Source organism: Microbacterium phyllosphaerae, from assembly GCF_050628115.1.
Lineage (GTDB): Bacteria > Actinomycetota > Actinomycetes > Actinomycetales > Microbacteriaceae > Microbacterium > Microbacterium phyllosphaerae_A.
In genome coordinates this window covers 854,744-875,152 of the sequence record NZ_CP192502.1, presented here as the reverse complement: position 1 = coordinate 875,152, position 20,409 = coordinate 854,744, and the positions used below count along the sequence as shown (strand labels likewise).

At 68.9% G+C, this 20,409-nt stretch carries 21 protein-coding genes and 1 pseudogene; 13 read left to right on the top strand and 9 right to left on the bottom strand.

Translation table 11 applies throughout. From position 1 onward, the window contains the following. Window positions 1-40: 40 nt before the first annotated feature. From ACQ4LY_RS03945 to ACQ4LY_RS03925, 5 genes and pseudogenes are all read left to right on the top strand, one after another. On the top strand, window positions 41-808 hold the full coding sequence (locus ACQ4LY_RS03945; protein WP_431074674.1) for a Rossmann-like and DUF2520 domain-containing protein: 768 nt from the start codon (window positions 41-43) through the stop codon (window positions 806-808). Beyond that, the gene (gene panC, locus ACQ4LY_RS03940) at window positions 805-1,695 is read left to right on the top strand and encodes a pantoate--beta-alanine ligase (RefSeq protein WP_431074673.1); all 891 of its coding nucleotides are present in this window, start codon (window positions 805-807) and stop codon (window positions 1,693-1,695) included. The genes ACQ4LY_RS03945 and panC overlap by 4 nt, the downstream gene beginning before the upstream one ends. Next, a complete protein-coding gene (gene panD, locus ACQ4LY_RS03935) occupies window positions 1,695-2,081 on the top strand; it encodes an aspartate 1-decarboxylase (RefSeq protein ID WP_431074672.1) in 387 nt (128 codons plus the stop codon). Before panC ends, panD begins: the two co-directional genes overlap by 1 nt. Beyond that, on the top strand, window positions 2,078-2,947 hold the full coding sequence (panB, locus tag ACQ4LY_RS03930) for a 3-methyl-2-oxobutanoate hydroxymethyltransferase (RefSeq protein ID WP_431074671.1): 870 nt from the start codon (window positions 2,078-2,080) through the stop codon (window positions 2,945-2,947). The genes panD and panB overlap by 4 nt, the downstream gene beginning before the upstream one ends. Before the next feature lie 63 nt (window positions 2,948-3,010). Continuing rightward, window positions 3,011-3,115, top strand: a pseudogene (locus ACQ4LY_RS03925) (helix-turn-helix transcriptional regulator); the annotation flags it as partial. 147 nt (window positions 3,116-3,262) lie between these two features. Here the strand turns inward: ACQ4LY_RS03925 and ACQ4LY_RS03920 are convergent. Then, window positions 3,263-4,480 (bottom strand): MFS transporter, encoded by a 1,218-nt coding sequence (locus ACQ4LY_RS03920; RefSeq protein WP_431074670.1) that lies wholly within the window; start codon window positions 4,478-4,480, stop codon window positions 3,263-3,265. Between the two features lie 117 nt (window positions 4,481-4,597). Here ACQ4LY_RS03920 and ACQ4LY_RS03915 point away from each other — a divergent pair, with 117 nt between their 5' ends. Beyond that, the gene (locus tag ACQ4LY_RS03915) at window positions 4,598-4,903 is read left to right on the top strand and encodes an ArsR/SmtB family transcription factor (RefSeq protein WP_431074669.1); all 306 of its coding nucleotides are present in this window, start codon (window positions 4,598-4,600) and stop codon (window positions 4,901-4,903) included. 141 nt (window positions 4,904-5,044) lie between these two features. On the opposite strand, the gene ACQ4LY_RS03910 is transcribed toward ACQ4LY_RS03915, so the two are convergent. Continuing rightward, the gene (locus ACQ4LY_RS03910) at window positions 5,045-5,803 is read right to left on the bottom strand and encodes an SDR family NAD(P)-dependent oxidoreductase (protein WP_431074668.1); all 759 of its coding nucleotides are present in this window, start codon (window positions 5,801-5,803) and stop codon (window positions 5,045-5,047) included. 1 nt (window position 5,804) lies between these two features. Further along, window positions 5,805-6,083 carry a helix-turn-helix domain-containing protein gene (locus ACQ4LY_RS03905; protein WP_431075745.1) on the bottom strand — a complete coding sequence of 93 codons (279 nt, stop codon included), beginning with the start codon at window positions 6,081-6,083 and terminating at the stop codon, window positions 5,805-5,807. A 78-nt stretch (window positions 6,084-6,161) separates the two neighbouring features. Between ACQ4LY_RS03905 and map the strand changes: the two genes are divergently transcribed. Beyond that, window positions 6,162-6,932 carry a type I methionyl aminopeptidase gene (gene map / locus ACQ4LY_RS03900; protein WP_431074667.1) on the top strand — a complete coding sequence of 257 codons (771 nt, stop codon included), beginning with the start codon at window positions 6,162-6,164 and terminating at the stop codon, window positions 6,930-6,932. Window positions 6,933-6,974: 42 nt separating this feature from the next. Here the strand turns inward: map and ACQ4LY_RS03895 are convergent, their stop codons facing one another. The 3 genes from ACQ4LY_RS03895 to ACQ4LY_RS03885 all read right to left on the bottom strand — a co-directional run bounded on the left by ACQ4LY_RS03895 (window position 6,975) and on the right by ACQ4LY_RS03885 (window position 10,195). Then, window positions 6,975-8,561 carry a glycosyltransferase family 2 protein gene (locus tag ACQ4LY_RS03895; protein WP_431074666.1) on the bottom strand — a complete coding sequence of 529 codons (1,587 nt, stop codon included), beginning with the start codon at window positions 8,559-8,561 and terminating at the stop codon, window positions 6,975-6,977. 72 nt (window positions 8,562-8,633) lie between these two features. Beyond that, on the bottom strand, window positions 8,634-9,821 hold the full coding sequence (locus tag ACQ4LY_RS03890; RefSeq protein WP_431074665.1) for an RNA polymerase sigma factor: 1,188 nt from the start codon (window positions 9,819-9,821) through the stop codon (window positions 8,634-8,636). Next, window positions 9,818-10,195 carry a YciI family protein gene (locus tag ACQ4LY_RS03885; RefSeq protein ID WP_431074664.1) on the bottom strand — a complete coding sequence of 126 codons (378 nt, stop codon included), beginning with the start codon at window positions 10,193-10,195 and terminating at the stop codon, window positions 9,818-9,820. The genes ACQ4LY_RS03890 and ACQ4LY_RS03885 overlap by 4 nt, the downstream gene beginning before the upstream one ends. Before the next feature lie 229 nt (window positions 10,196-10,424). On the opposite strand from ACQ4LY_RS03885, the gene ACQ4LY_RS03880 reads away from it, so the two are divergent. The 3 genes from ACQ4LY_RS03880 (at window position 10,425) to ACQ4LY_RS03870 (ending at window position 14,878) form a co-directional block, all read left to right on the top strand. Beyond that, a complete protein-coding gene (locus ACQ4LY_RS03880; protein ID WP_431074662.1) occupies window positions 10,425-11,012 on the top strand; it encodes a PadR family transcriptional regulator in 588 nt (195 codons plus the stop codon). 24 nt (window positions 11,013-11,036) lie between these two features. After that, a complete protein-coding gene (locus ACQ4LY_RS03875; RefSeq protein WP_431074661.1) occupies window positions 11,037-12,725 on the top strand; it encodes an ABC1 kinase family protein in 1,689 nt (562 codons plus the stop codon). Window positions 12,726-12,874: 149 nt separating this feature from the next. After that, the gene (locus tag ACQ4LY_RS03870; RefSeq protein WP_431074660.1) at window positions 12,875-14,878 is read left to right on the top strand and encodes a BCCT family transporter; all 2,004 of its coding nucleotides are present in this window, start codon (window positions 12,875-12,877) and stop codon (window positions 14,876-14,878) included. A gap of 607 nt (window positions 14,879-15,485) precedes the next feature. Here the strand turns inward: ACQ4LY_RS03870 and ACQ4LY_RS03865 are convergent. Next, on the bottom strand, window positions 15,486-17,162 hold the full coding sequence (locus tag ACQ4LY_RS03865) for an SDR family oxidoreductase (protein ID WP_431074659.1): 1,677 nt from the start codon (window positions 17,160-17,162) through the stop codon (window positions 15,486-15,488). A 93-nt stretch (window positions 17,163-17,255) separates the two neighbouring features. Here ACQ4LY_RS03865 and ACQ4LY_RS03860 point away from each other — a divergent pair, with 93 nt between their 5' ends. The 3 genes from ACQ4LY_RS03860 to ACQ4LY_RS03850 all read left to right on the top strand — a co-directional run bounded on the left by ACQ4LY_RS03860 (window position 17,256) and on the right by ACQ4LY_RS03850 (window position 19,461). After that, on the top strand, window positions 17,256-17,510 hold the full coding sequence (locus ACQ4LY_RS03860; protein WP_431074658.1) for a hypothetical protein: 255 nt from the start codon (window positions 17,256-17,258) through the stop codon (window positions 17,508-17,510). 60 nt (window positions 17,511-17,570) lie between these two features. Next, window positions 17,571-17,744 (top strand): CsbD family protein, encoded by a 174-nt coding sequence (locus ACQ4LY_RS03855; RefSeq protein ID WP_431074657.1) that lies wholly within the window; start codon window positions 17,571-17,573, stop codon window positions 17,742-17,744. Between the two features lie 100 nt (window positions 17,745-17,844). Beyond that, window positions 17,845-19,461, top strand: a complete 1,617-nt coding sequence (locus ACQ4LY_RS03850) for an MFS transporter (RefSeq protein WP_431074656.1) — start codon at window positions 17,845-17,847, stop codon at window positions 19,459-19,461. A gap of 45 nt (window positions 19,462-19,506) precedes the next feature. On the opposite strand, the gene ACQ4LY_RS03845 is transcribed toward ACQ4LY_RS03850, so the two are convergent. Beyond that, the gene (locus ACQ4LY_RS03845) at window positions 19,507-20,064 is read right to left on the bottom strand and encodes a MarR family winged helix-turn-helix transcriptional regulator (RefSeq protein ID WP_056310445.1); all 558 of its coding nucleotides are present in this window, start codon (window positions 20,062-20,064) and stop codon (window positions 19,507-19,509) included. Further along, window positions 20,064-20,321: a hypothetical protein gene (locus ACQ4LY_RS03840; protein WP_056310443.1), complete on the bottom strand. Its 258-nt coding sequence runs from the start codon at window positions 20,319-20,321 to the stop codon at window positions 20,064-20,066. Before ACQ4LY_RS03840 ends, ACQ4LY_RS03845 begins: the two co-directional genes overlap by 1 nt. Between the last annotated feature and the right edge of the window lie 88 nt (window positions 20,322-20,409).

The window sequence follows — 20,409 nt, the reverse complement described above, 5'->3', positions numbered from 1 at the left end:
TCATCCCATCCGTGCCGACCGTCTCGGCCGGGGAATCGACATGCACAGCACCCCTGCTCTCGCCCCTGAAACGACCATCGCCATCGTCGGCGCCGGCCGTCTCGGCGGTGTACTCGCACGGGCCCTGCGGGCAGCCGGCTTCGTCGTTATCGGGCCCCTGCGCCGCGAAGACCGGGCCGCGGATGCCGACATCGCACTGCTCTGCGTTCCCGATTCCGCCATCCCCGCCGTGGCGTTCGCCGTTCGACCGCACGCGCGGCTCATCGCCCACGTCTCGGGTGCGACGCCTCTCGCCGACGTCGACTTCAGCCTCCACCCGCTGCAGACCTTTACGGGAACCGAGACGTCCGAGGTCTTCCGCGGAATCGGCGTCGCCATCGACGGCCGCACACCCGAACTGCTCGAGGTGGCCGAGCAGCTCGCGCGGGCGCTCGGCGCGAACCCCTTCCGCGTCGATGACTCCCACCGCGCGGAGTATCACGCCGCCGCATCGTTCGCCTCGAACTTCGTGCTCACCGTGCTCGACGCGGCCGAAGAACTCGCGAAGGACGCGGGCGTCGACCGCACCCACCTCGCACCACTCGTGCGGCAGACGGTCGACAACTGGGCGGCATCCGGCGCAGCATCCGCTCTCACCGGACCCATCGTTCGCGGCGACGAGGCCACCGTGGCGCGGCAGCGCGCAGCATCCGCCGAGTACGAGTACCTCTTCGACGCCCTCGCCACCGCCACCCGCGCTATCGCCGGGCGCGCTCCAGATGCGACCACCGCCGATCACGCGGCCACCCCCGAGGAGCCCCGGGTATGAGAATCCTGCGCACGATCGCCGAGGTGCGAGCCGCGGTCCGCGACGCCAAGGCGGCGGACCGATCCATCGGACTCGTCCCCACCATGGGTGCCTTCCATGAGGGGCATCTCTCGCTCATGCGCGCCGCACGCGAGCAGAACGACCTCGTCGTCGTCTCGCTCTTCGTCAACCCGACCCAGTTCGCCGCGAACGAAGACCTCAGCACCTACCCGCGCGACGAGGCCCGCGACGCTGCGCTCGCCGAATCCGCGGGCGTCGACATCCTGTTCGCACCCGAGCCTGCCGAGATCTACCCCGACGGCTTCGCAACGAACATCCACGTCGCGGGCATCACCGAAGTGCTCGATGGTGCGAGCCGAGGACCCCACCACTTCGACGGCGTCGCCACCGTCGTCACCAAGCTGTTCGGCATCGTGCAGCCCGACGTCGCCTACTTCGGCCAGAAGGATGCACAGCAGGTGCTCGTCGTCCGCCGGGTCGTGCGCGACCTGAACATCGACGTGCGCATCGAGGCCTGCCCCATCGTGCGCGAACCCGACGGACTCGCCATGAGCTCACGCAACGTCTACCTCGACGCGGATGCTCGCACCCAGGCGACCGCGCTCAACCGCGCCCTCGACGCCGCCGATGCGGCGCACCGATCGGGGGACAGCATCCTGTCCGCAGCAGAGGCTGTTCTCGCCGAAGCGGGAATCGCCGTCGAGTACCTGGAACTCCGGGATGCCGAGACCCTGCGACCCGTGACGGTCGTCGAACGAGATGCCCTGCTGCTCATCGCCGCCCGCGTGGGCGCCGCCCGACTGATCGACAACCATCTGCTCAGAGGGGCCGAGTCCGGCTCGAGACCCGAGACGCACCCCACCACCGACGGAAAGGGCGACGCCTGATGCGACGCACCATGCTGAAGTCGAAGATCCACCGCGCGACCGTCACCGGCAGCGACCTGCACTACGTCGGCTCGATCACGGTCGACCCCGATCTGCTCGAGGCCGCCGACATCCTGCCGCACGAGCAGGTGCACGTCGTCGACGTCGACAACGGCGCCCGCTTCGAGACGTACACGCTGGTCGGCGAACGCGGATCCGGTGTCATCCAGGTCAACGGTGCCGCCGCCCGCCTCGTGCACACCGGCGACACGATCATCGTCATCTCCTACGCCGACTACTCACCGGAAGACCTCGTCGACTACGAACCCGTCGTGGTGCACGTCGATCGGTCGAACGCTATCGTCCGCGTCGACGACGCCGTCGGAGAACTGGTGGCGACCGCATGAGCGCCCACGCCGCCCCGACCAAGCGTCTGAACCTGGGCGATCTGGCCGCGAAGAAGCGGGCCGGCGAACCCATCGTCATGGTCACCGCATACGACTTCCCGAGCGCGCAGATCGTCGAGGAGGCCGGCGTCGACATGGTGCTCGTCGGCGACTCGGCCGCGATGACCGTGCTCGGCTACGACAGCACGGTGCCCGTCACGATCGACGAGATGCTCATGCTCACGAAGGCTGTGCGGCGCGGACTCGAGAAGCCGCTGCTCGTCGGCGACCTGCCCTTCGGATCGTACGAGGCATCGGACGAGCTCGCCCTCGCCACCGCGCAGCGCTTCATCAAGGAGGCGGGCGTCGACCTCATCAAGATCGAGCGCGGCGGCACGACGGTCGACCGTGCCCGCGCGCTGGTGAATGCCGGCATCCCCGTGGTCGGACACGTCGGACTGACCCCGCAGACCGCGACCTCCCTCGGCGGATACCGTGCCCAGGGACGCACGGCCGACGCAGCCCTCGCCGTGATCGACGACGCCCTCGCGCTGCAGGATGCCGGAGTCTCGGTGATCGTCATCGAAGCCGTGCCGTCGGAGGTCACCGCGGCCCTCGCGCCCCTGCTGCGCATTCCGCTGATCGGCATCGGAGCCGGAGCGGATGCCGACGGCCAGGTGCTCGTCTTCCACGACCTGCTCGGCATCTACGCCGGCGGCGCCGCCAAGTTCGTCAAGCGCTATGCCGATGTGTGGGGAGTGTCGGTCGCCGGAGTCCAGGCCTATGCCGACGAGGTGCGTGACGGTGTCTACCCCGCGCCCGAGCACGGATATGGGATGCCCGAGGCTGAGGCCGCGCGGCTGCGGGAGCTGCTCGCGGAGCCGTAGGTCGCGGGGCCGTCCGCGGTCGGGCATCCGGCATCCGGCATCCGGCGTTGAGCCCAGGCAATTCCGCGACGGATCAACGAGATCGTCCTCGGAAAGCGCCGGATCACAGCTGACACGGCGCTGCGGTTGGCGCGCTACTTCAGCATCACCGCACAATTCTGGATCAACGGGAATCCGTGCGCTTTCCAAGTCAATGTGCGCTTCACAAGTCCGGAATCAGGGAATCCGGACTTGTGAAGCGCGAATCTACTTCGGAAGCGCACGCAGCCGCGAAGCGGTAGGTCGCGACAGCATCCGGCATCCCGCGATCGACGCCTACTCCGCCCGGCGCACCCGCAGCACCAACGCGACGAGCGCGAGCACGATGACGACCACCCCGTATCCGACGCACACGACTCCGAGCCCGAACACCCCGACCAGCGTTCCGGCGACCACTGCCGGCACGCCGAACGCAAGGTAGGCGAGCAGGTAGATCACGGCGAACGTGTCGGCGCGATCGGTCGCGGGGATGCGCGGGGCGAGCGAGGCGACGACCCCCGAGAAGGCGGTGCCGAATCCCATGCCGGTGATCGCGGTCGCGGCGAGGTAGAAGGGGAGCGACCCGGCCGAGAGCGCCCAGAGCGAGAGGGCGGTTCCGGTCGCGAGCGCCGCGGTGCCGAAGATCACGGACGTGCGAGGCTTGCGGTTTCGGAACGCGAAGGCGGTGATCGCCCCGACTCCTGCGAGCATCGCGACCGCGAGCCCCTGCCAGACGTGCGCCTCTCCGCCGAGCTCGGTGCGCACGATATTCGCGCCGAGAGAGAGGAAGAGTCCACCGGTCGCCCATCCGGCGATGATCGCGGGCGCGCCTCGCCAGAAGTCCGAGCGGATGCCGGCCGGCACCGACAGGCGGAAGCTCAGCGACGCCAGTGCTCCCGGTCGAAGCGGTGCGGTCTCGGGCGCGAGGAAGAAGAGCGCGGCGAGCGCGATGTAGACGACGGTCAGCGGTGCGAACACGTCGAGCAGCGGCTGGCCGGTCAGGTCGAGAGCGATGCCCGAGATCAGCGCGCCGAGAGCGAGGCCGATGCCGGGGCTGAGGGCGTTCCACAGGGCGGCGACCCTCGAGCGTCCGCCCGGAGCGAGGTCGAGCGCCGCGGCCGAGAGCGCGGCGATGAGCACGCCACTCGCGGCGCCCTGCAGGATGCGCGCGAGCATGAGCGTCGCGACGGTGTCGGCATGCCAGAACAACAGCATGCTCGCGGCGAGCAGCAGGAGTCCGCCGATCGCGACGGGACGGCGTCCGACGTGGTCGGAGAGCGACCCGGCGGTGAGCAGTGCGAGCAGCAGGGCGATCGCGTAGACGGCGAAGACCGCGCTGATGACGATCGCGTCGAACCCGATCTCGGCCGCGAGCACCGGGTAGAACGGCGACGGCGCGCTCGCGCCCATCATCATCGCGATCTGCGTGACGATCGCCAGCGCGAAGCCGAAGCGCGGGCGGCGGATCGGCGGCGCCGTCGACGCGGTGGTGGCGATCGGTGACGTGGTGGTCATCTGTGCTCCCGCAGGTGTGGGGTCGGGACTGAAAGGTCTCGAACGAGTTGGGTTCGAGAATCATCGAACTATCGGAGCGTACTCGCCATCCTGCGATTGTTCAACTATTCTCGAACCATGCCAGGCGACCTTCCGCATCCGGAGCGTTCCGAGATCCAGCTCACCGACGTGCTCTTCGCGCTCAGCGACCCCGAGCGTCTGGCCATCGCTCGACAGCTCGCCGACGGTCCGCTCGACATGGCCGCCTGTCACGCGACCGACCCGAACCTCCCCAAGTCGACCAAGTCGCATTTCATGAAGGTGCTGCGCGAGGCGGGCGTCATCCGGAACGAGCCCAACGGACGGCGGCGGATGCTGACGCTCCGCCGCGATGAACTGGACGCGCTCTTCCCGGGGCTGTTGGACTCGGTGCTGCGCGCCTAGGACGCGAACCCGGGTTCCCGGAGCGAGCTCGCCACCCGGGAGGGGAACTGCCTCTCGGGAGGAGGGATTCGCGGAAAGTCTCCTCCCCAGGCGCAGTTCTCCTCCCGAGGGTGATTCCCGCGACGAGACGGAACCCGAAGCTCAGCGGAAGTACGAGGCCCCGTTGAGGTCGAGCACCGTGCCCGACGCCCACGTGGCGGTGGGCGAGGTGAGGTAGGCGACGGCATCCGCCACCTCTTCGGGCGTGCCCACGCGACCGAACGGACTCTGCCCGCGGATGCCGTCGCCCTGCTCGCCGTCGAGCTTCGCCGACTGGCGCTCGGTCGAGACCATTCCCGGTGCGACCGACGTGACCGAGATGCCGTGAGGGGCGAGGGCCAGGGCCATCGACTGGCCGAACGCCTGCAGCCCCGCCTTCGTCGCGGCATACGCGGGGTGATCGGCCTCGCCGCGGAACGCACCGCGCGAGCCGACGTTGACGATCGCCCCGCCCGCACCGCGCTCGATCATGTGCTGCGCCACCAGCATCGTCACGTTCGACGCTCCGAGCAGGTTCACCGAGACCATCGCAGACCACGCGGCCTGCCATTCGGCGAACGACGTCGAATCGACCCGATGCTCGTTCGCCGCGCTCGGTGCGACAGCCGCATTGTTCACCAGGATGTCGAGCGAGCCCAGGGCGGCGATGGCGTCGTCGACCACCCGCTGCGCCTCAGCGGGATCCCCCAAGTCGCCGCCCACGAGAGCATGCCCCGAGCCCTCGAGCGAGGCGAGCGTCTGCTCTGCCGCAGCGCGATCCCGGCCGTAGTGCACGACGACCCGATCGCCTCGGCGCGCGAACGCCTGGGCGACAGCGCGACCGATGCCGCGCGAACTGCCCGTGATCAGTGCATGCGCCATCTCAGGACGCGACCTGCACTCGCCCGATCGTGCGCACCGGCGGCTCGATCTCCGCCCACACCGAATCGAGCGAGAGGTGCAGCACGCCCGCGATCGCCGCGATCGTCGAGAACGCGGGCGTCGCGACGCGACCCGACTCGATCTTGCGCAGAGTCTCGGGCGAGACTCCGGCGTCGAGTGCGACGCTCAGCATCGACCGCTCGCCACGCGCTCGCCGCAGCACCGCGCCGAGACGCTCTCCGCGTTCGACCTCGGCAGGAGTGAGGGGCATCCGAACCATCATGTGCCGATTCTAATACCGGGATAGTATTACCGGGATAGTTATTGGAACGACAGCGAAGCGGATGCGGAGAGCACCATGATCGAGATCCTCACCAGCGACGAACTGGCCAGGGCGAGGGATGCCGGGGCGCTCGTCGGCAGCATCCTGCAGTCGCTGAAAGAGCGCACGAGGGTCGGCGTGAATCTGCTCGACCTCGACCGCTGGACCAAGCAGATGATCGAGGATGCCGGCGCTGAATCCTGCTACGTCGACTACGCCCCGTCGTTCGGCCGCGGACCCTTCGGCCACTACGTCTGCACCGCCGTGAACGACGCGGTGCTGCACGGGATGCCGTACGACTACTCCCTCGCCGAGGGCGACCTGCTCACGCTCGACCTCGCCGTCACGCTGCGCGGGATCTCGGCCGATGCCGCCATCAGCTTCGTGGTCGGCACCGCTGGGGCACCCGAGGATCTCGCGATGATCGAGGTGACCGAGCGCGCGCTCGCCGCAGCCATCGCCGTCGCCCGCCCTGGTGCCCGCATCGGCGACCTCTCGCACGCGATCGGCACGGTGCTCAGCAACGCGGGATACCCGATCAACCTCGAGTTCGGCGGCCACGGCATCGGCTCGACCATGCACCAGGATCCGCACGTCGCGAACGACGGACGCCCCGGTCGTGGCTACAAGCTGCGCCCCGGCCTGCTGCTCGCCCTCGAGCCGTGGGTCATGGCCGACACCGACGAGCTGATCACCGACGACGACGGCTGGACTCTGCGCAGCGCGACCGGCTGCCGTACCGCCCACACCGAGCACACGATCGCGATCACGGAAGACGGAGCCGAGATCCTCACGCTCCCGCGCTGAGCACGAGCCGGCGCAGGCCCGCGTCCGCCGAGAACCGCAGGCTCACTTCGTGCGCGAAGCGCTCCGCGAACCACCCCGCACCCGACGCACCGCGCGCCCAGCCAGGTCCTTCAACCGCCCGCCGGGCCACTGCCGCCGCAGCTCGACCGCGCCGCCGCGCCCTGCGACCGGAGTGCAGGTGCGACCGGCGAGCAGCGGGGAGCGTCCGGCGGCAGCGAGCGTCGCCGCATCCGCCGTCAGGGGAACGTCGAACGTCCACCCGGCCCGGCGAACAGTCACGAACAGCCTCGCGCCGCGCGATTCGTCACCTGGACCGAACACCTTCAGCGGATCGATCGCGAGAGGGACCGCGCCGAGATCCCGAGGCCGCACTCGGGCGACCCGACGCTCCACTCCCGCGGCCTTGTCGCGCAGCACCAGTTCGACCCGGTCGTTCTGCAGTTCGCGGCCGGCTTCGAGCAGGCCGGTCGGCAGGCCGTCCATCGCCACGGGCAGCGACGTCAGCAGACCGGTGCCGGGCTCGACGACGAGAGCATCCTGTCCATCGCGGGTGATCGACACGGAGACCGTCAGATACAGCCCGCCACCTCGTGACCACCGCGCCGACGTCACGACAGCACGGCAGGTCGTCTCGACCTCGAACCGCGCGAACGTCACGAGGTCGGCACGGCGGTCGGCCCGCAGCAACGCGGCCCTGATCCGATTCGGGAACGACAGGCCTCCGTCGACTCCCGGTCCGAAGCGACGCTGCGCGAGCGGGCCGACCACATCGAGCAGACGCTCGCGGTACTCGTCGGGGTACGCGAGGAACTTCTTGCCCGTCAGCCTCTTCAGGATCTTGCCGCGGAACCAGTGCCGCAGCAGCCGGTCGCGCAGGCGCCCCGGTTCCGTGTACCGCTCGACCAGGTCGAGCACGGCCTCGAGATGCGGGAAGTACGACTCCGGGTCGATCCGCGACGAGCTCGCACTGCCCGCGTGCTTCACCCACGCATAGCAGGGCTGACTCGCCAAGATCGAGATGGTCGACGCCTCGAAGTAGGCGCGCATCACGAACAGGTGATCCTCGAGACGCACCTTGCCCTCGGGGAACCGGATGCGGTTCTCACGCAGGAACGACGTGCGGAACATCTTGTGCGGTGTGAGCATCTCGAGCAGCGGATCCTCGCCGAGCTTCGCCCTGGGCACATCGCGACGGAAGATCCGGCTCGGCAGCGGGCGCCCGATCCCGACCTCCTTGCCCACGATGACATCGGATGCATGCTGGTCGGCATAGTCGCACAGCGCCTCGAGCGCACCGGGGTACAGCCAGTCATCCTGGTCGACGAACTGGATGTACGTCCCTCGCGCCTCGTCGATGCCGTGGTTGCGGGGCGTGCCCGGCCATCCGGAATGCGGCAGGAACGTCACGTGCAGGTAGTCCCGATCACGGGCGACCTCGACCAGTCGCGCCGCGGTCTCCTTGCCCGATCCGTCGTCGCACAGCAGCACCTCGAACCGCGAGTGATCGAGCGTCTGGGCGTCGAACGAGGCGATGAGTTCGTCGAATGCCGCGCCCGGCTTGAACACGGGGACGACCACGCTCACTCGGATCGAGGTGGACGCGGGCGGAACGGCAGACGAATTCGACATCGACGGCAGTCAAACACCGAGAGCTATGCGGCGCACGGGGCTTGCGCTCAGGCGCGAATGCATGCAGGAGAGTCAGCGGCTCCGTTCGTGCGCCTCCGCGCGAGAACGCAGGAACGCCGCGACATCGTCATCGTCGGCGAGCGAGATCGCCCTCGCGTACGCATCCCTCGCATCCCGCCCTGCCTCCGCAAGCAGCTCCGCTCTCGCCGCCCAGTAGGGCTGGAACCCCTCGGCATCCGGCGGAAGCGCGTCGAGTCCCGACTCGGGCCCCTCGATGCGCGCCGTCACCACGGCGGCCGCCACCCGGGCTCCGAGAGTCGGCGCGACCGCGAGCAGCGCGGAGTACAGCATCCGCAGCGCCTCCCAGTCGGTGCGGCCCGTGCGACGACGGTCGCAGTGCACCGCCTGGATCGCCGCCTCCAGCTGGAACCTGCCTGGCACGACCGCAGGCTGCGCTCGGCGCAGATACGCCTCGCCCTCGGCGATCAGTGCGGCATCCCACGACGAAGGGTCTTGCTCCTCCAGCGGCACGAACTCCCGCGATCGCCGCGCCAGCGTCAGCGTCGTGAGCGCCGCGAGGCCCCACGCCTCGGGCTCGTCCTCGAGCAGCCCGGCGAGCGTCGCGGCGAGATACTGCGCCTCGCCCGCGAGCGAATCGCCGTCTCCTCTCCACGCCAGCGCTGCGCACCCGTAGACGGCTTCGAGCACAGCGGGCAGCCGCTCGGGCATCGCTCGCCGATCGGGAACGTCGAACGGGATGCGGGCGTCTTTGATGCGCCTCTTCGCTCGCACCAGGCGCTGCGCCATGGCGGCGGGCGGCACGGCGAAAGCGCGGGCGATGTCGGCCGAGTCGAAGCCGAGCACGGCCTGCAGCATCAGCGGGGCGCGCACGGAGGGGTCGATGGCCGGATGCGCGCACACGAAGAGCAGCTCGAGCCGCTTGTCGCCGATGGCGAGCGGATCGTGCTCGGCGAACGGATCATCGCGGGCACTCTCCTCGTAGAGAGGAGCGGATGTTCTCGCCGCAGCCGACTTCCACACGTCGCGCAGTCTGTTCCTGGCCACGGTCAACAGCCACCCTTCCGGGTTGTCGGGCACACCGGCATCCGGCCAGCGCCGCAGCGCCTCTTCGAACGCGCCCGACAGGGAGTCCTCGGCGAGCGCGAGGTCACCCGAGCGGGCAGCGAGCAGCGCGACGAGCCGGCCATAGGAGGTCCGCGCCGCGCTCTCGGCGGCGGCCCGGACGTCCTCGGGGATCATCGGTTCGGCATCCAGACGCCGTCGACGGTGAAGACGGCGCCGGGCCGGACCTCGACCGTGCCCCAGAATGCGGGAGGCGCCTGTCGGGCGAACCCGATGGCCGCGTCGAGATCGGCGACGTCGATCACGACCGTCCCGCCGAGCTGCTCCTTGGTGTCGGCGAACGGGCCGTCCTGCACCTGCAGCTCTCCCTCGCGCACCCGCACCGTGGTGCTCACGGCTGACGGCTGCAGGACCTCGGCGGAGATCAGCACCCCCGCCGACTGCAGGGTGGCGGCGTAGCTCGCGAATGCGGCCTGTCCTTCTGCGAGCGCCTCGGTGCCCAGAGTCTCTGCGTCGAGCTCTTCGTAGTGCAACAGCAGTGTGTAGCGCATGGTCTCTTCCTCACTGTTCGTCGGTCAGCGTACAGAGGGATGACGATCGAGCATCAGGTCGATCGACACATCCGCCGAGGAAATCTCCCACCCGGTTTTCGAATCGCGCACTTGGCCGATAAAACCGGTGATATCTCACCAAGTGAGCGATTCGAACGAAAACTCCCACCCGCCACTCAGCCTTAACGATATATCGTTGACTATCGCTCACCACTTCCGGGAGGTCATCATGAACAACGCATTCCCCTCGAACCCGTTCGGCGGATCCGGCTTCGGCTCGGGCCCCGGCGGACCCGCATCCGCGATCTTCGATGCCATGGACCAGCTCCGCAAGACCTTCGAGCAGCGCCCCAGCGGCGGCTCTCGCATGGCCAAGGGCGACGTCCGCACCGCTGTGCTCTCGCTCCTCACCGAGAAGCCGATGCACGGCTACCAGATCATCAACGAGATCGCCGATCGTAGCGGCGGCTCGTGGAAGCCGAGCGCAGGCTCCGTCTACCCCACCCTGCAGCTGCTCGCCGACGAAGGACTCATCGAGGCCGAAGAGCAGAACGGTCGCAAGACCTACTCGCTCACCGAGGCCGGACGCGCGGTCGCCTCCGAGCACACCGAGACCCCTGCCCCGTGGGAGTCGCAGCCGAAGGGCGAGGGCTCGCACGACAACCCCCGCTACAGCGCGCTGCCCAAGGCCGGCGTCGACCTCGCGGCTGCAGCCGCGGCCGTCGGTCGCAGCGGCAGCACCGAGCAGGTGCAGCAGGCGGTCGAGATCCTCGACGACGCCCGCCGTAGGCTGTACTCGATCCTCGCTCAGGACTGATCGCACACGACCCAGGGACGACACATGACGGATGCTGCGGCGCAGGGCGCCCATCGTGCCCGGTACCGCCGCATCCTCTCGTTCGCGGCGCGTGAGTTCCTCAAGATCTGGTGGTTCGAGCTCGTCCTGCCGAAGTTCGGTCTGCGCTCCGTCTCGGAGCGCACCCGAGCGCCGCGCATGCAGCGCTTCGCGAAGCGCTTCCACGTGCTCGCGGTCGAGCTCGGCGGCCTCATGATCAAGGTCGGCCAGTTCATGTCGTCGCGCCTCGACGTGCTGCCACCCGAGATCACCAAGGAGCTCGAGGGACTGCAGGACGAGGTTCCTGCCGTGCCGTTCGCCGGCATCCGCGCGGCCGCCGAAGCCGAGCTCGGCATGCCTCTCGAGCAGGCCTACGCCTGGTTCGACGAGAGCCCGGTGGCCGCGGCATCCCTGGGTCAGGCGCATCGCGCCCGGCTCTCGGCCCAGGATGCCGTCGACACCGGACTCGGCAACGTGGTCGTCAAGGTGCAGCGCCCCGGCATCGACGAGATCGTCGCGGTCGACCTCGCGGCGCTCCGCCGCGTGGCCCGCTGGCTGACGCGCGTGCGCCTGGTCGCCGACCGCGTCGACGCCCCCGGTCTCGTCGAGGAGTTCGCGCAGACGAGCCTCGAGGAGATCGACTACCTGCACGAGGCGGCCAGCGCCGAGCGGTTCCGCGAGAACTTCGCGGGAGACGCCCGCGTCGACGCCCCCGAGATCGTCTGGGAGCGCTCGACCCGCCGCGTGCTCACGCTGTCGGACGTCACAGCCATCAAGATCAACGACACGGATGCTCTGCGCGCAGCGGGCATCGATCCGTCGGAGGTCGCCGACGTGTTCGCCGAGGTCATGTTCGACCAGGTGTTCACGCACAGCTTCGTGCACGCCGACCCGCACCCCGGCAACATCTTCGTGACGCCGGAACCCGCATCCACCACCGGCCGGAACTTCCGACTCACCTTCATCGACTTCGGCATGATGGCCGAGGTGCCGGCCAGCCTCCGCGACGGTCTGCGCACGCTGCTCATCGCGGTCGCCGGCCGAGACAGCAAGGGGCTCGTGGCCGCCGCGCAGGAGATCGGCGTGCTGCTGCCGTCGGCCGATACCGCCGAGCTCGAGCGGGCACTCCGGGCGCTCTTCGCCCGGTTCGGTGGCATGGGCTTCGCCGAGCTCAGCACCGTCGACCCGCGGGAGTTCGCGGACTTCGCCGATGAGTTCGGCGACATGGTGCGCTCGCTGCCGTTGCAGCTGCCCGAGAACATGCTGCTGCTGATCCGCGCGGTCTCGCTGACCTCGGGCATGTGCTCGAGCCTGGACCCCACCTTCAATGTGTGGGATGCCGCCGAGCCCTACGCCGGGCGACTGCTGCGCGACGAGTCGGCGGGCCTCATGCAGGAGATGGCCCAGCAGGCCATGGAGACCGCTGCCGTCACCTACCGTCTGCCCAAGCGGATCGACGCGATCATCAGCCGCGTCGATGACGGCAACGTCACTTTCGACACCTCGCGCCTCGAGCGGCGCCTCGACCGGCTCGAAGGCATCGCCCGCCGCATCGGATCCGGCGTGCTGTTCGCCGCGATGCTCGTCGGCGGAGCGCTGCTCGTCCCGTCGATCGCGCCGCTCGGCATCACCCTCCTCTGCGTGTCGGCCCTTCCCCTGCTGCACGCGGTCTTCGGCGGGCGTCGCCAGCGCTGACGCGCGCTGGCACGAGTTGACGCGCCCGGAAAACCCAGAGCATCAGGCATCCCCTCGGCGAGCCCGGCCCCGACGCGCCGCGGATCGGTGAGGTGATCTGGGTTTTCCCGTCCGAGCCGCAGCAGGCCGGCATGGGAGAATGGGTTCTCATGGACACTCCGGACGATAAGACACCCCCGAGGAACGACGCTCCGAAGACCACCACAGCCGCAGTTCGGCAGGCCGCGAAGGCCACCGAGACCGCCCAGAAGATCGTCCGTGACATCTCCGCCGTGCCGCCGCGCGGCGTGCATCCGGCGCTCGTCCCCGGCGTGGCGGTCGAAGAGACCGGCCGCACCTACCGCACGGATCCGCTCGTGTTCGGCATCGCCGTCGCGCTGACCGTCGCGTTCATCGCGTGGGGCGTGTTCGCGGGTGACAACCTCTCGGGCACGACCTCGACCGTGCTCGCCTGGGTCGTGGAGTACTTCGGCTTCTTCTTCACGACGATCGCCACCGTCATCCTCGTCTTCATGCTGTTCATCGGCTTCAGCCGCTACGGGCGCATCCCGCTCGGCCGCGACGACGAAGAGCCCGAATTCTCGATGTTCTCGTGGATCTCGATGCTGTTCGCCGCCGGCATGGGCATCGGCCTCGTCTTCTGGGGCGCCGCCGAGCCGCTCACCTTCTTCGAGAACCCGCCCCCCGGAACGGTAGAGGCCAACACCCTCGAGGCCATGCACACCGCGCAGGCGCAGGTGCTCTACCACTGGGGTCCGCAGGCGTGGGCGTTCTACGCGCTCGTCGGTGGCGCGATCGCCTACGGTGCCTTCCGCCGCGGCCGCACGCCGCTGATCTCGTCGATCTTCGCCCCGCTGCTCGGGGAGGGCCGCACGACCGGGCCCCTCGGTCGCACGATCGACATCTTCTCGATCATCGTCACGCTCTTCGGCACGGCGGCCTCGCTCGGCCTCGGCGCCCTGCAGATCGGCCACGGCGTCGAGATCGTCAGCGGCATCGGCGAACTCGGCAACGGCGTGCTCATCGCCGCGATCGCCGTGCTCACGGCGTGCTTCATCGCATCCGCCGTGTCCGGCGTCTCGAAGGGCATCCGCGCGCTGTCGAACATCAACGCGGTCGTCGCGCTGCTGCTCGCCTTCTTCGTGTTCTTCGTCGGTCCGACGCTGCTGATCCTCAACGTCATCCCCTCGGTCGCCGTGCAGTTCCTCGGTGACCTGCCCGAGATGGTCGCCCGCTCGGCTTCGCAGGGCGACGAGGCGCAGATGTTCCTGTCGAGCTGGACGATCTTCTACTGGGCGTGGTGGATCTCGTGGTCGCCGTTCGTCGGAATGTTCATCGCCAAGATCTCGCGCGGCCGCACGCTCCGCCAGTTCGTGTCGGTCGTCATCGTCGTGCCCGCCGTCATCTCGCTCATCTGGTTCGCGATCTTCGGGACCACGGCCATCCAGCAGCAGATGGACGGCGCGAACCTCACGGTCGATCCGCCTGAAGAGGTGCTCTTCGGCGTGCTCGAGAACCTGCCGTTCCCGCTGATCACCAGCATCGTGCTGATCCTGCTGATCGCGATCTTCTTCGTCACCGGAGCCGACTCGGCCTCGCTCGTGATGGGCACGCTGTCGCAGCAGGGCCGACCAGAGCCGTCGCGCTGGGTCGCGGTCGTCTGGGGTGTGCTGGTCGGAGTCATCGCCGCCGTGCTGCTCGTCACCGGCGAGGAGGGCAGTGGACTCCGCTCACTGCAGAACGTCACGATCATCGCGGCGCTGCCGTTCGCGGTGATCATGGCGTTCATGATGGTCGCCTTCATGAAGGACCTGCGACGAGATCCGCTGATCCTGCGCGACCGGTATGCCCGCATGGCCGTGCGTCACAGCGTCATGGCGGGCCTCGAGGAGTACGGCGACGACTTCGCCCTCGTGCCCGTCGAGTACGACCACTCCGAAGACGACCTCGCCTGGATCGACGAGGCCGACGTCGATGACAGCCTCGCCGAGGTCTACGCGACGGCGACCGAGGCGATCGACATCATCCCGGACGCCGGTGCGATCGAGGGCTCGGATGCGGATGCGGATGCGGGTGCGGGTGCGGATGCCGATGCGGGTGCCGGAACGGATCCCGGCGCCGACCCCGCGGGACTCGCCGAGCGTCCGTCCTGACGCCGGGTGCGTAAGTGGCCCCGCACGGGTTTCGGTCCGGTGCGGGGTCAATAACGCATCCGAATCGGCTGGATGGGGTGCGGAACTGGCCCCGGCTGAGGCTGAGGCTGCGGTGCGAAAGTGGCCCGGCTGTGCTGGGGCGTGGACGAGGTTTCGGCCCGGTGCGGGGTCAGTTGAGCATCCGAATCGCCCGTTTCCGGTGCGAAAGCGGCCCCGCCTGCGCATCCGGATGCTGGTTTGACCCCGGCTGGGATGCTGACCGGCCGAGTGACCTTCCTGAGGCCGAGTGCGTAAGTGACCCCGCATGCGGCTTCGATCCGTGCGGGGTCAATACGCATCCGAATCGCCCGTTTCCGGTGCGAAAGTGACCACGCCTGGACTTCGGGTGCGAAAGTGACCACGCATCGGATGCCGGCCGCGACGCACCGATGCCGGCCGCGGGGCACCGGGTGCCGGACCCCCCGCACGCTGCTTCGGCGCGGTGCGTGGTCAAAAAGGCATCCGTGGCGCCCGTTTAGGGTGCGAAACTGACCACGCACGCACGTTCCGGCGCGAAATCGAGCCGACACGGACCCGCACGCGAACCCGGATGCCGAGACGCCGAGGCTCAGGCGACGGGCGCCGTCTCGGTCGGGGCCGCCTCACCGGCATCCGCACCGGCGCCGGGCGCGACCGTCTCGACCGGAACGGCGGCATCCGCACCGGCTCCGGGCGCGACCGTCTCGACCGGAACCGCAGCCGCGTCGGTGATCCTGGCGGCCATGCCCGCGAAGATGAACCCGTGGAAGGGCAGCACGCCGAGCCAGTACAGGCGGCCGGCGAGTCCGCGCGGGAAGAACACGGCGCGCTGCTCGTAGCGTGATCCGTCGCCATCGGGCAGTGCCCGCAGCTCGAGCCACGCCTCGCCCGGCACCTTCATCTCGGCGCGCAGACGCAGCAGTCCGCCGCTCGCGGGGGAGGATTCGGTCGCCCGCCCCGGCTCTTCGACGGCCTCGACGCGCCAGAAGTCGATCGCGTCGCCGACCCGGGCCTCGACCTTGCTGCGTCGTCCGCGGCGCAGGCCCACACCGCCGACGATGCGGTCCATCCACCCGCGCACCGCCCACAGGAACTTCGACGAGTACCAGCCGTTCGATCCGCCGATGCCGATGATCACGCGCCACAGCCCGTCGACCGGTGCTGCCGTCTTCAGTTTGCGCGTGTCGGTGAAGACGGTGCGCCCGGCCCAGTCGGGGTCGCTCGGCAGCGGATCGCTCGGGGCGCCCGAGACCTCGGCATCCTGCCAGCTCGTCTCGATCGTGTCGGCATCGACCCGGCCCAGTGCCATCGACACCGCCGTCCGGTAGGGCGTCAGTCCGCCCTCGGGCTTCGGGATCAGATCGTCGATCGCATGGTCCTTCACGATGCACTCGTTCTGCAGCGAGGCGACGAGCGGACGAGCGATCGACCGCGGAACCGGCGTCACGAGGTTCACCCAGTGTGACGCGAGGCCGGGGGTCAGCACGGGCAGGGCCGCGATGGCCCGCTGACGCAGACCCGCCTCGAGCGCATACCCGTTCATCATCTGCCCGTACCGCAGCACGTCGGGGCCGCCGATGTCGACCGCGCGGTTCACATCGGCATCGACGCGTGCGGCTCCGAGAAGGTAGTGCAGCACGTCGCGCACGGCGATCGGCTGGATGCGGTTGCGCACCCACTTCGGCGCGGGCATGTACGGCAGCACGTCGGTGAGGTGGCGGATCATCTCGAACGACGCCGATCCCGAGCCGATCACGACACCGGCCTGCAGCACCAGCGACGGCACGCCCGACTCGAGGAAGATCTCGCCCACGCGCACGCGGGAGCGCAGGTGAGGGGAGAGCTTCGCGTCTTCGGGATGCAGTCCGCCCAGGTAGACGATGCGACGCACGCCGGCTGCGGCCGCGGCATCCGCCACCGTCGTCGCCGCGCGCTCGTCGCTCTCTTCGAAGCCCTTGCCAGCGGTCATCGAGTGGATCAGGTAGTAGACGACATCGACGTCATTCATGGCTTCGGCCACGGCATCGGCATCATCGGCCGAGCCCTCGACGATCTCGCATTCCGAGCCCCACGGAAAGGATGCCGCGCGCGCGGCGTCTCGCGCGAGGGCGCGTACCCGGTATCCCGCGTTCAGCAGACGCGGGGTGAGGCGGCCGCCGATGTATCCGGTGGCTCCGAGGACGAGCGCGCGGGGCGCCGATCCGTCCTCGCGGGGGAGGGCGCGCAGGGCCTCTTCGTGCCCGGTGGGCTGGGTGAGCTCGGTCATGCCTCGAGCGTAAGCGGAATGCCTGAATATTTCGCTAGGGTGGCAATTCACTAGTTCACCTAGTAATCTTTGTGCGGAGGAAGGTGAGACGCCATGACGACAGCAGCAGAAGCCCCCACACGTCGGGATCTCCGGTCGCGCCGGAGCCTGAGCCCTGAGGCCTCGCCCGTCACCCTCGCCCCGCTGTCGGCCCGCGAGGCCGTCGGCAGACGAACGGGCATCGAGCGCGTCGCCCCTCCCGCGTCGCGTGCTCCGTTCTGGCAGGCCGCGGGGATCGTCGGACTCATCGCCGTGATCGCCGCCGCCACCCTGCCGCTGATCGCCCAGATCCTCTCGCTCCCGCTGTGAGGGCGAAGCCGCACCCGTAGACCGACTGAAGACCACCGCTGATGAGAGAAAGGATCCCCCATGGGACTCGATGACAAGATCAAGAACGCCGCACAGGACCTCGCCGGCAAGGCGAAGGAGGCCGCCGGCAAGGTGACCGACAACGAGAAGCTCGAGGCGGAGGGCCGCGCCGACCAGGCGAAGGCCAACGTCAAGAAGGCCGGCGAGAACGTCAAGGACGCTTTCAACAACTGAGGCCAGCCACACAGTGCGGGGAGGCGGCGACAGCCGCCTCCCCGTCGTCTGTCCGGCCCGGCCTACGAGGCTGATCCGGCACGAGAGAGAAGATGACTGCATGTCCGATCCATTGAAGACCGAGAATCTGACCCTGTGGCAGCGGCTGATCCGTCGCCTGCGACCGGTCAAGGCAGAGGAGCTGCGGCGCCTCACCGTCGAGGACGTCACGGTGGTCGACCGTCCCATGCTCCGCCGAGCCGTCGCGGGCACCGTGGTCGGCAACCTCATGGAGTGGTACGACATCGGCGTCTACGGCTACCTCGCCGTGATCATCGGGCGCGCATTCCTGCCCGACGCATCGGCCGGCGCGCAGTCGCTGTTCTCTCTCGGCGTCTTCGCCGTGACCTTCGTCGCGCGCCCGCTCGGCGGCATCGTCCTCGGCCAGCTCGGCGACCGCATGGGTCGCCAGCGCGTGCTGGCATTCACGCTCATCATGATGGCCGCGGCGACGTTCCTCATCGGCGTGCTGCCCGACTTCTCGGTGATCGGCATCTGGGCGCCCATCCTGCTGATCGTCCTCAAGCTCGCACAGGGCTTCTCGACCGGTGGCGAGTATGCCGGTGCCACGACGTTCATCACCGAATACGCACCCGACAAGCGCCGCGGTTTCTACGCCTCGCTGCTCGACCTCGGCTCGTACATGGGCTTCGCGATCGGCGCCGCATTCGTGTCGATCCTGCAACTCACTCTCTCGGCCGAGGTCATGCAGGGCTTCGCGTGGCGCATCCCGTTCCTCGTCGCCCTGCCGCTCGGACTGATCGCGATCTACTTCCGGCTCAAGATCGAAGACACCCCGGCCTTCCAGGAGGCGCAGGATGCTGCCCAGCGCGCCGCCGACGACGCGAAGGAAGCCGTCGACGCTCCGAAGGGCGTCATCGCGCTGATCCGCGCGTACTGGCGCGAGCTGCTCACGGCCTTCGTTCTCGTGGCCGCCGCGAACACGGTCGGCTACGCCCTCACCTCCTATATGCCGACGTATCTGACCGGAACCCTCGGCTACGACGAGGTGCACGGCACACTGCTCACGCTCCCCGTGCTCGTGGCCATGGCGCTCAGCATTCCGCTCACCGGCAAGCTCTCCGACCGCATCGGTCGTAAGAAGGTGCTGTTCATCGGCTCGATCTCGGCGATCGTGCTGGCCGTGCCGTCGTTCCTGTTCATGATGCACGGCGAGATCTGGTCGACTCTGCTCGGCCTCGTGCTGCTCGCGTTCCCGGTGACGTTCTACGTCGCGAACCTCGCGTCGTCGCTGCCGGCGCTCTTCCCGACGTCGTCGCGCTACGGCGGCATGGGCATCTCGTACAACCTCGCGGTCGCGCTGTTCGCGGGTACGGCTCCGGTTGTGATGGAGGCGCTCGTGCAGATGACCGGGTCGTCGCTCGCACCGGCGTTCTACGTGATCGGCACCTCGATCGCCGGCTTCATCGCCGTGGTCGTGCTCAAGGAGTCGGCGCGCCGTCCACTGCCCGGCGCCATGCCGAGCGTGCAGACCCACGAAGAGGCTGTCGAGCTGGTCGAGACGCAGGAGGAGAACCCCGACCTCGATCTCGACGAGCTCTTCCCCGAGCGCCTCGAGAACGCGGAGTACGTGGCCGAGCTGGCCGCGCAGGCCGAGCTCGCTGAGCAGGACGCGCAGGCCGAGGAGCAGACCGAGGGTCAGGTCGAGAAGGCCTGATCGACCTGTCGGGTGGCCGGCCGATTCATGGCCGGCCCTCGGCGGTCACTCGCCGGAGGACTCCGACTCCTCGTGCGAGCGGATGACATCGCGCAGCTCCTGATCGAGATCGGAGGCCTCTTCGATCGCCGAGGTCATGCCGGCGAGGAAGTGCGTGACGATGCCGCGCTCCTTGTCGCTCATCTCGTCGACGAGCGTGAGCATCCGTCGGTGCATCGCCCCGAGGGTCTCGCGCACCTCGTCGTCGCTGCTGACGGTCGGCACGACGACGCCGGCACGTCGGTCGGTGGGGTGCGGCTCGCGCTTCGCGTGACCGCCCTTCTCGAGCCGGTCGATCAGAGTGGTCGTCGATGCGGTCGAGATGTCGAGCATGCGGGCGATGTCGATCGGGCGCACGATGCGTCCGGCCCGCTGCTCGCGCAGCAGGAAGCGCAGGGCCACCAGATCGGTCTCGTTCATACCCATCGACGCGCGGGTGCGCGCGCGCATCGCGGTCTCGGCCGCACGGTAGCGGCGCAGCATGTTCAGCACGTCGACCGTGCTGGCGGTGCTCGATTCGGGGTACCAGTAGCCGGATCGGCCGAAGTCCTCAGAGCGCTCCATCACGCCACCTCGCCATCGTCGCTCAGAACATCGTGCTGCTCGCGCTCGGCGGTCTCGCGCGAGAGCATCTCGATCGCGCCCGATTCGACCTCGGCGGGGACGATCTGCAGGATGCCGCCGGTGATGGCGTCGTGCTCGGCGGTGACGATCTGGTCGAGTCGCCACTCGGGAACGGACGGGAAGCGTTCCCGCAGGCGATCGAGCATGTCGGAGTACATGATGTACCCCGCATCCCCGAGTGTGAATCGCTCGACCATGTCTTCCCTTCCCGCAGGTATCCATCTTCGCATCCGGACAGAGTCCCAGGTCGCATTGGATTTCGCTAGCCAACCTGGTTACCTTTCC

Coding starts and splice junctions, on each gene's coding strand:
- ACQ4LY_RS03945 (WP_431074674.1), top strand. CDS start 41: ATGCACAGCACCCCTGCTCTCGCCCCTGAAACGACCATCGCCATCGTC.
- panC (WP_431074673.1), top strand. CDS start 805: ATGAGAATCCTGCGCACGATCGCCGAGGTGCGAGCCGCGGTCCGCGAC.
- panD (WP_431074672.1), top strand. CDS start 1,695: ATGCGACGCACCATGCTGAAGTCGAAGATCCACCGCGCGACCGTCACC.
- panB (WP_431074671.1), top strand. CDS start 2,078: ATGAGCGCCCACGCCGCCCCGACCAAGCGTCTGAACCTGGGCGATCTG.
- ACQ4LY_RS03920 (WP_431074670.1), bottom strand. CDS start 4,480: ATGACCACCACGTCACCGATCGCCACCACCGCGTCGACGGCGCCGCCG.
- ACQ4LY_RS03915 (WP_431074669.1), top strand. CDS start 4,598: ATGCCAGGCGACCTTCCGCATCCGGAGCGTTCCGAGATCCAGCTCACC.
- ACQ4LY_RS03910 (WP_431074668.1), bottom strand. CDS start 5,803: ATGGCGCATGCACTGATCACGGGCAGTTCGCGCGGCATCGGTCGCGCT.
- ACQ4LY_RS03905 (WP_431075745.1), bottom strand. CDS start 6,083: ATGGTTCGGATGCCCCTCACTCCTGCCGAGGTCGAACGCGGAGAGCGT.
- map (WP_431074667.1), top strand. CDS start 6,162: ATGATCGAGATCCTCACCAGCGACGAACTGGCCAGGGCGAGGGATGCC.
- ACQ4LY_RS03895 (WP_431074666.1), bottom strand. CDS start 8,561: ATGTCGAATTCGTCTGCCGTTCCGCCCGCGTCCACCTCGATCCGAGTG.
- ACQ4LY_RS03890 (WP_431074665.1), bottom strand. CDS start 9,821: ATGATCCCCGAGGACGTCCGGGCCGCCGCCGAGAGCGCGGCGCGGACC.
- ACQ4LY_RS03885 (WP_431074664.1), bottom strand. CDS start 10,195: ATGCGCTACACACTGCTGTTGCACTACGAAGAGCTCGACGCAGAGACT.
- ACQ4LY_RS03880 (WP_431074662.1), top strand. CDS start 10,425: ATGAACAACGCATTCCCCTCGAACCCGTTCGGCGGATCCGGCTTCGGC.
- ACQ4LY_RS03875 (WP_431074661.1), top strand. CDS start 11,037: ATGACGGATGCTGCGGCGCAGGGCGCCCATCGTGCCCGGTACCGCCGC.
- ACQ4LY_RS03870 (WP_431074660.1), top strand. CDS start 12,875: ATGGACACTCCGGACGATAAGACACCCCCGAGGAACGACGCTCCGAAG.
- ACQ4LY_RS03865 (WP_431074659.1), bottom strand. CDS start 17,162: ATGACCGAGCTCACCCAGCCCACCGGGCACGAAGAGGCCCTGCGCGCC.
- ACQ4LY_RS03860 (WP_431074658.1), top strand. CDS start 17,256: ATGACGACAGCAGCAGAAGCCCCCACACGTCGGGATCTCCGGTCGCGC.
- ACQ4LY_RS03855 (WP_431074657.1), top strand. CDS start 17,571: ATGGGACTCGATGACAAGATCAAGAACGCCGCACAGGACCTCGCCGGC.
- ACQ4LY_RS03850 (WP_431074656.1), top strand. CDS start 17,845: ATGTCCGATCCATTGAAGACCGAGAATCTGACCCTGTGGCAGCGGCTG.
- ACQ4LY_RS03845 (WP_056310445.1), bottom strand. CDS start 20,064: ATGGAGCGCTCTGAGGACTTCGGCCGATCCGGCTACTGGTACCCCGAA.
- ACQ4LY_RS03840 (WP_056310443.1), bottom strand. CDS start 20,321: ATGGTCGAGCGATTCACACTCGGGGATGCGGGGTACATCATGTACTCC.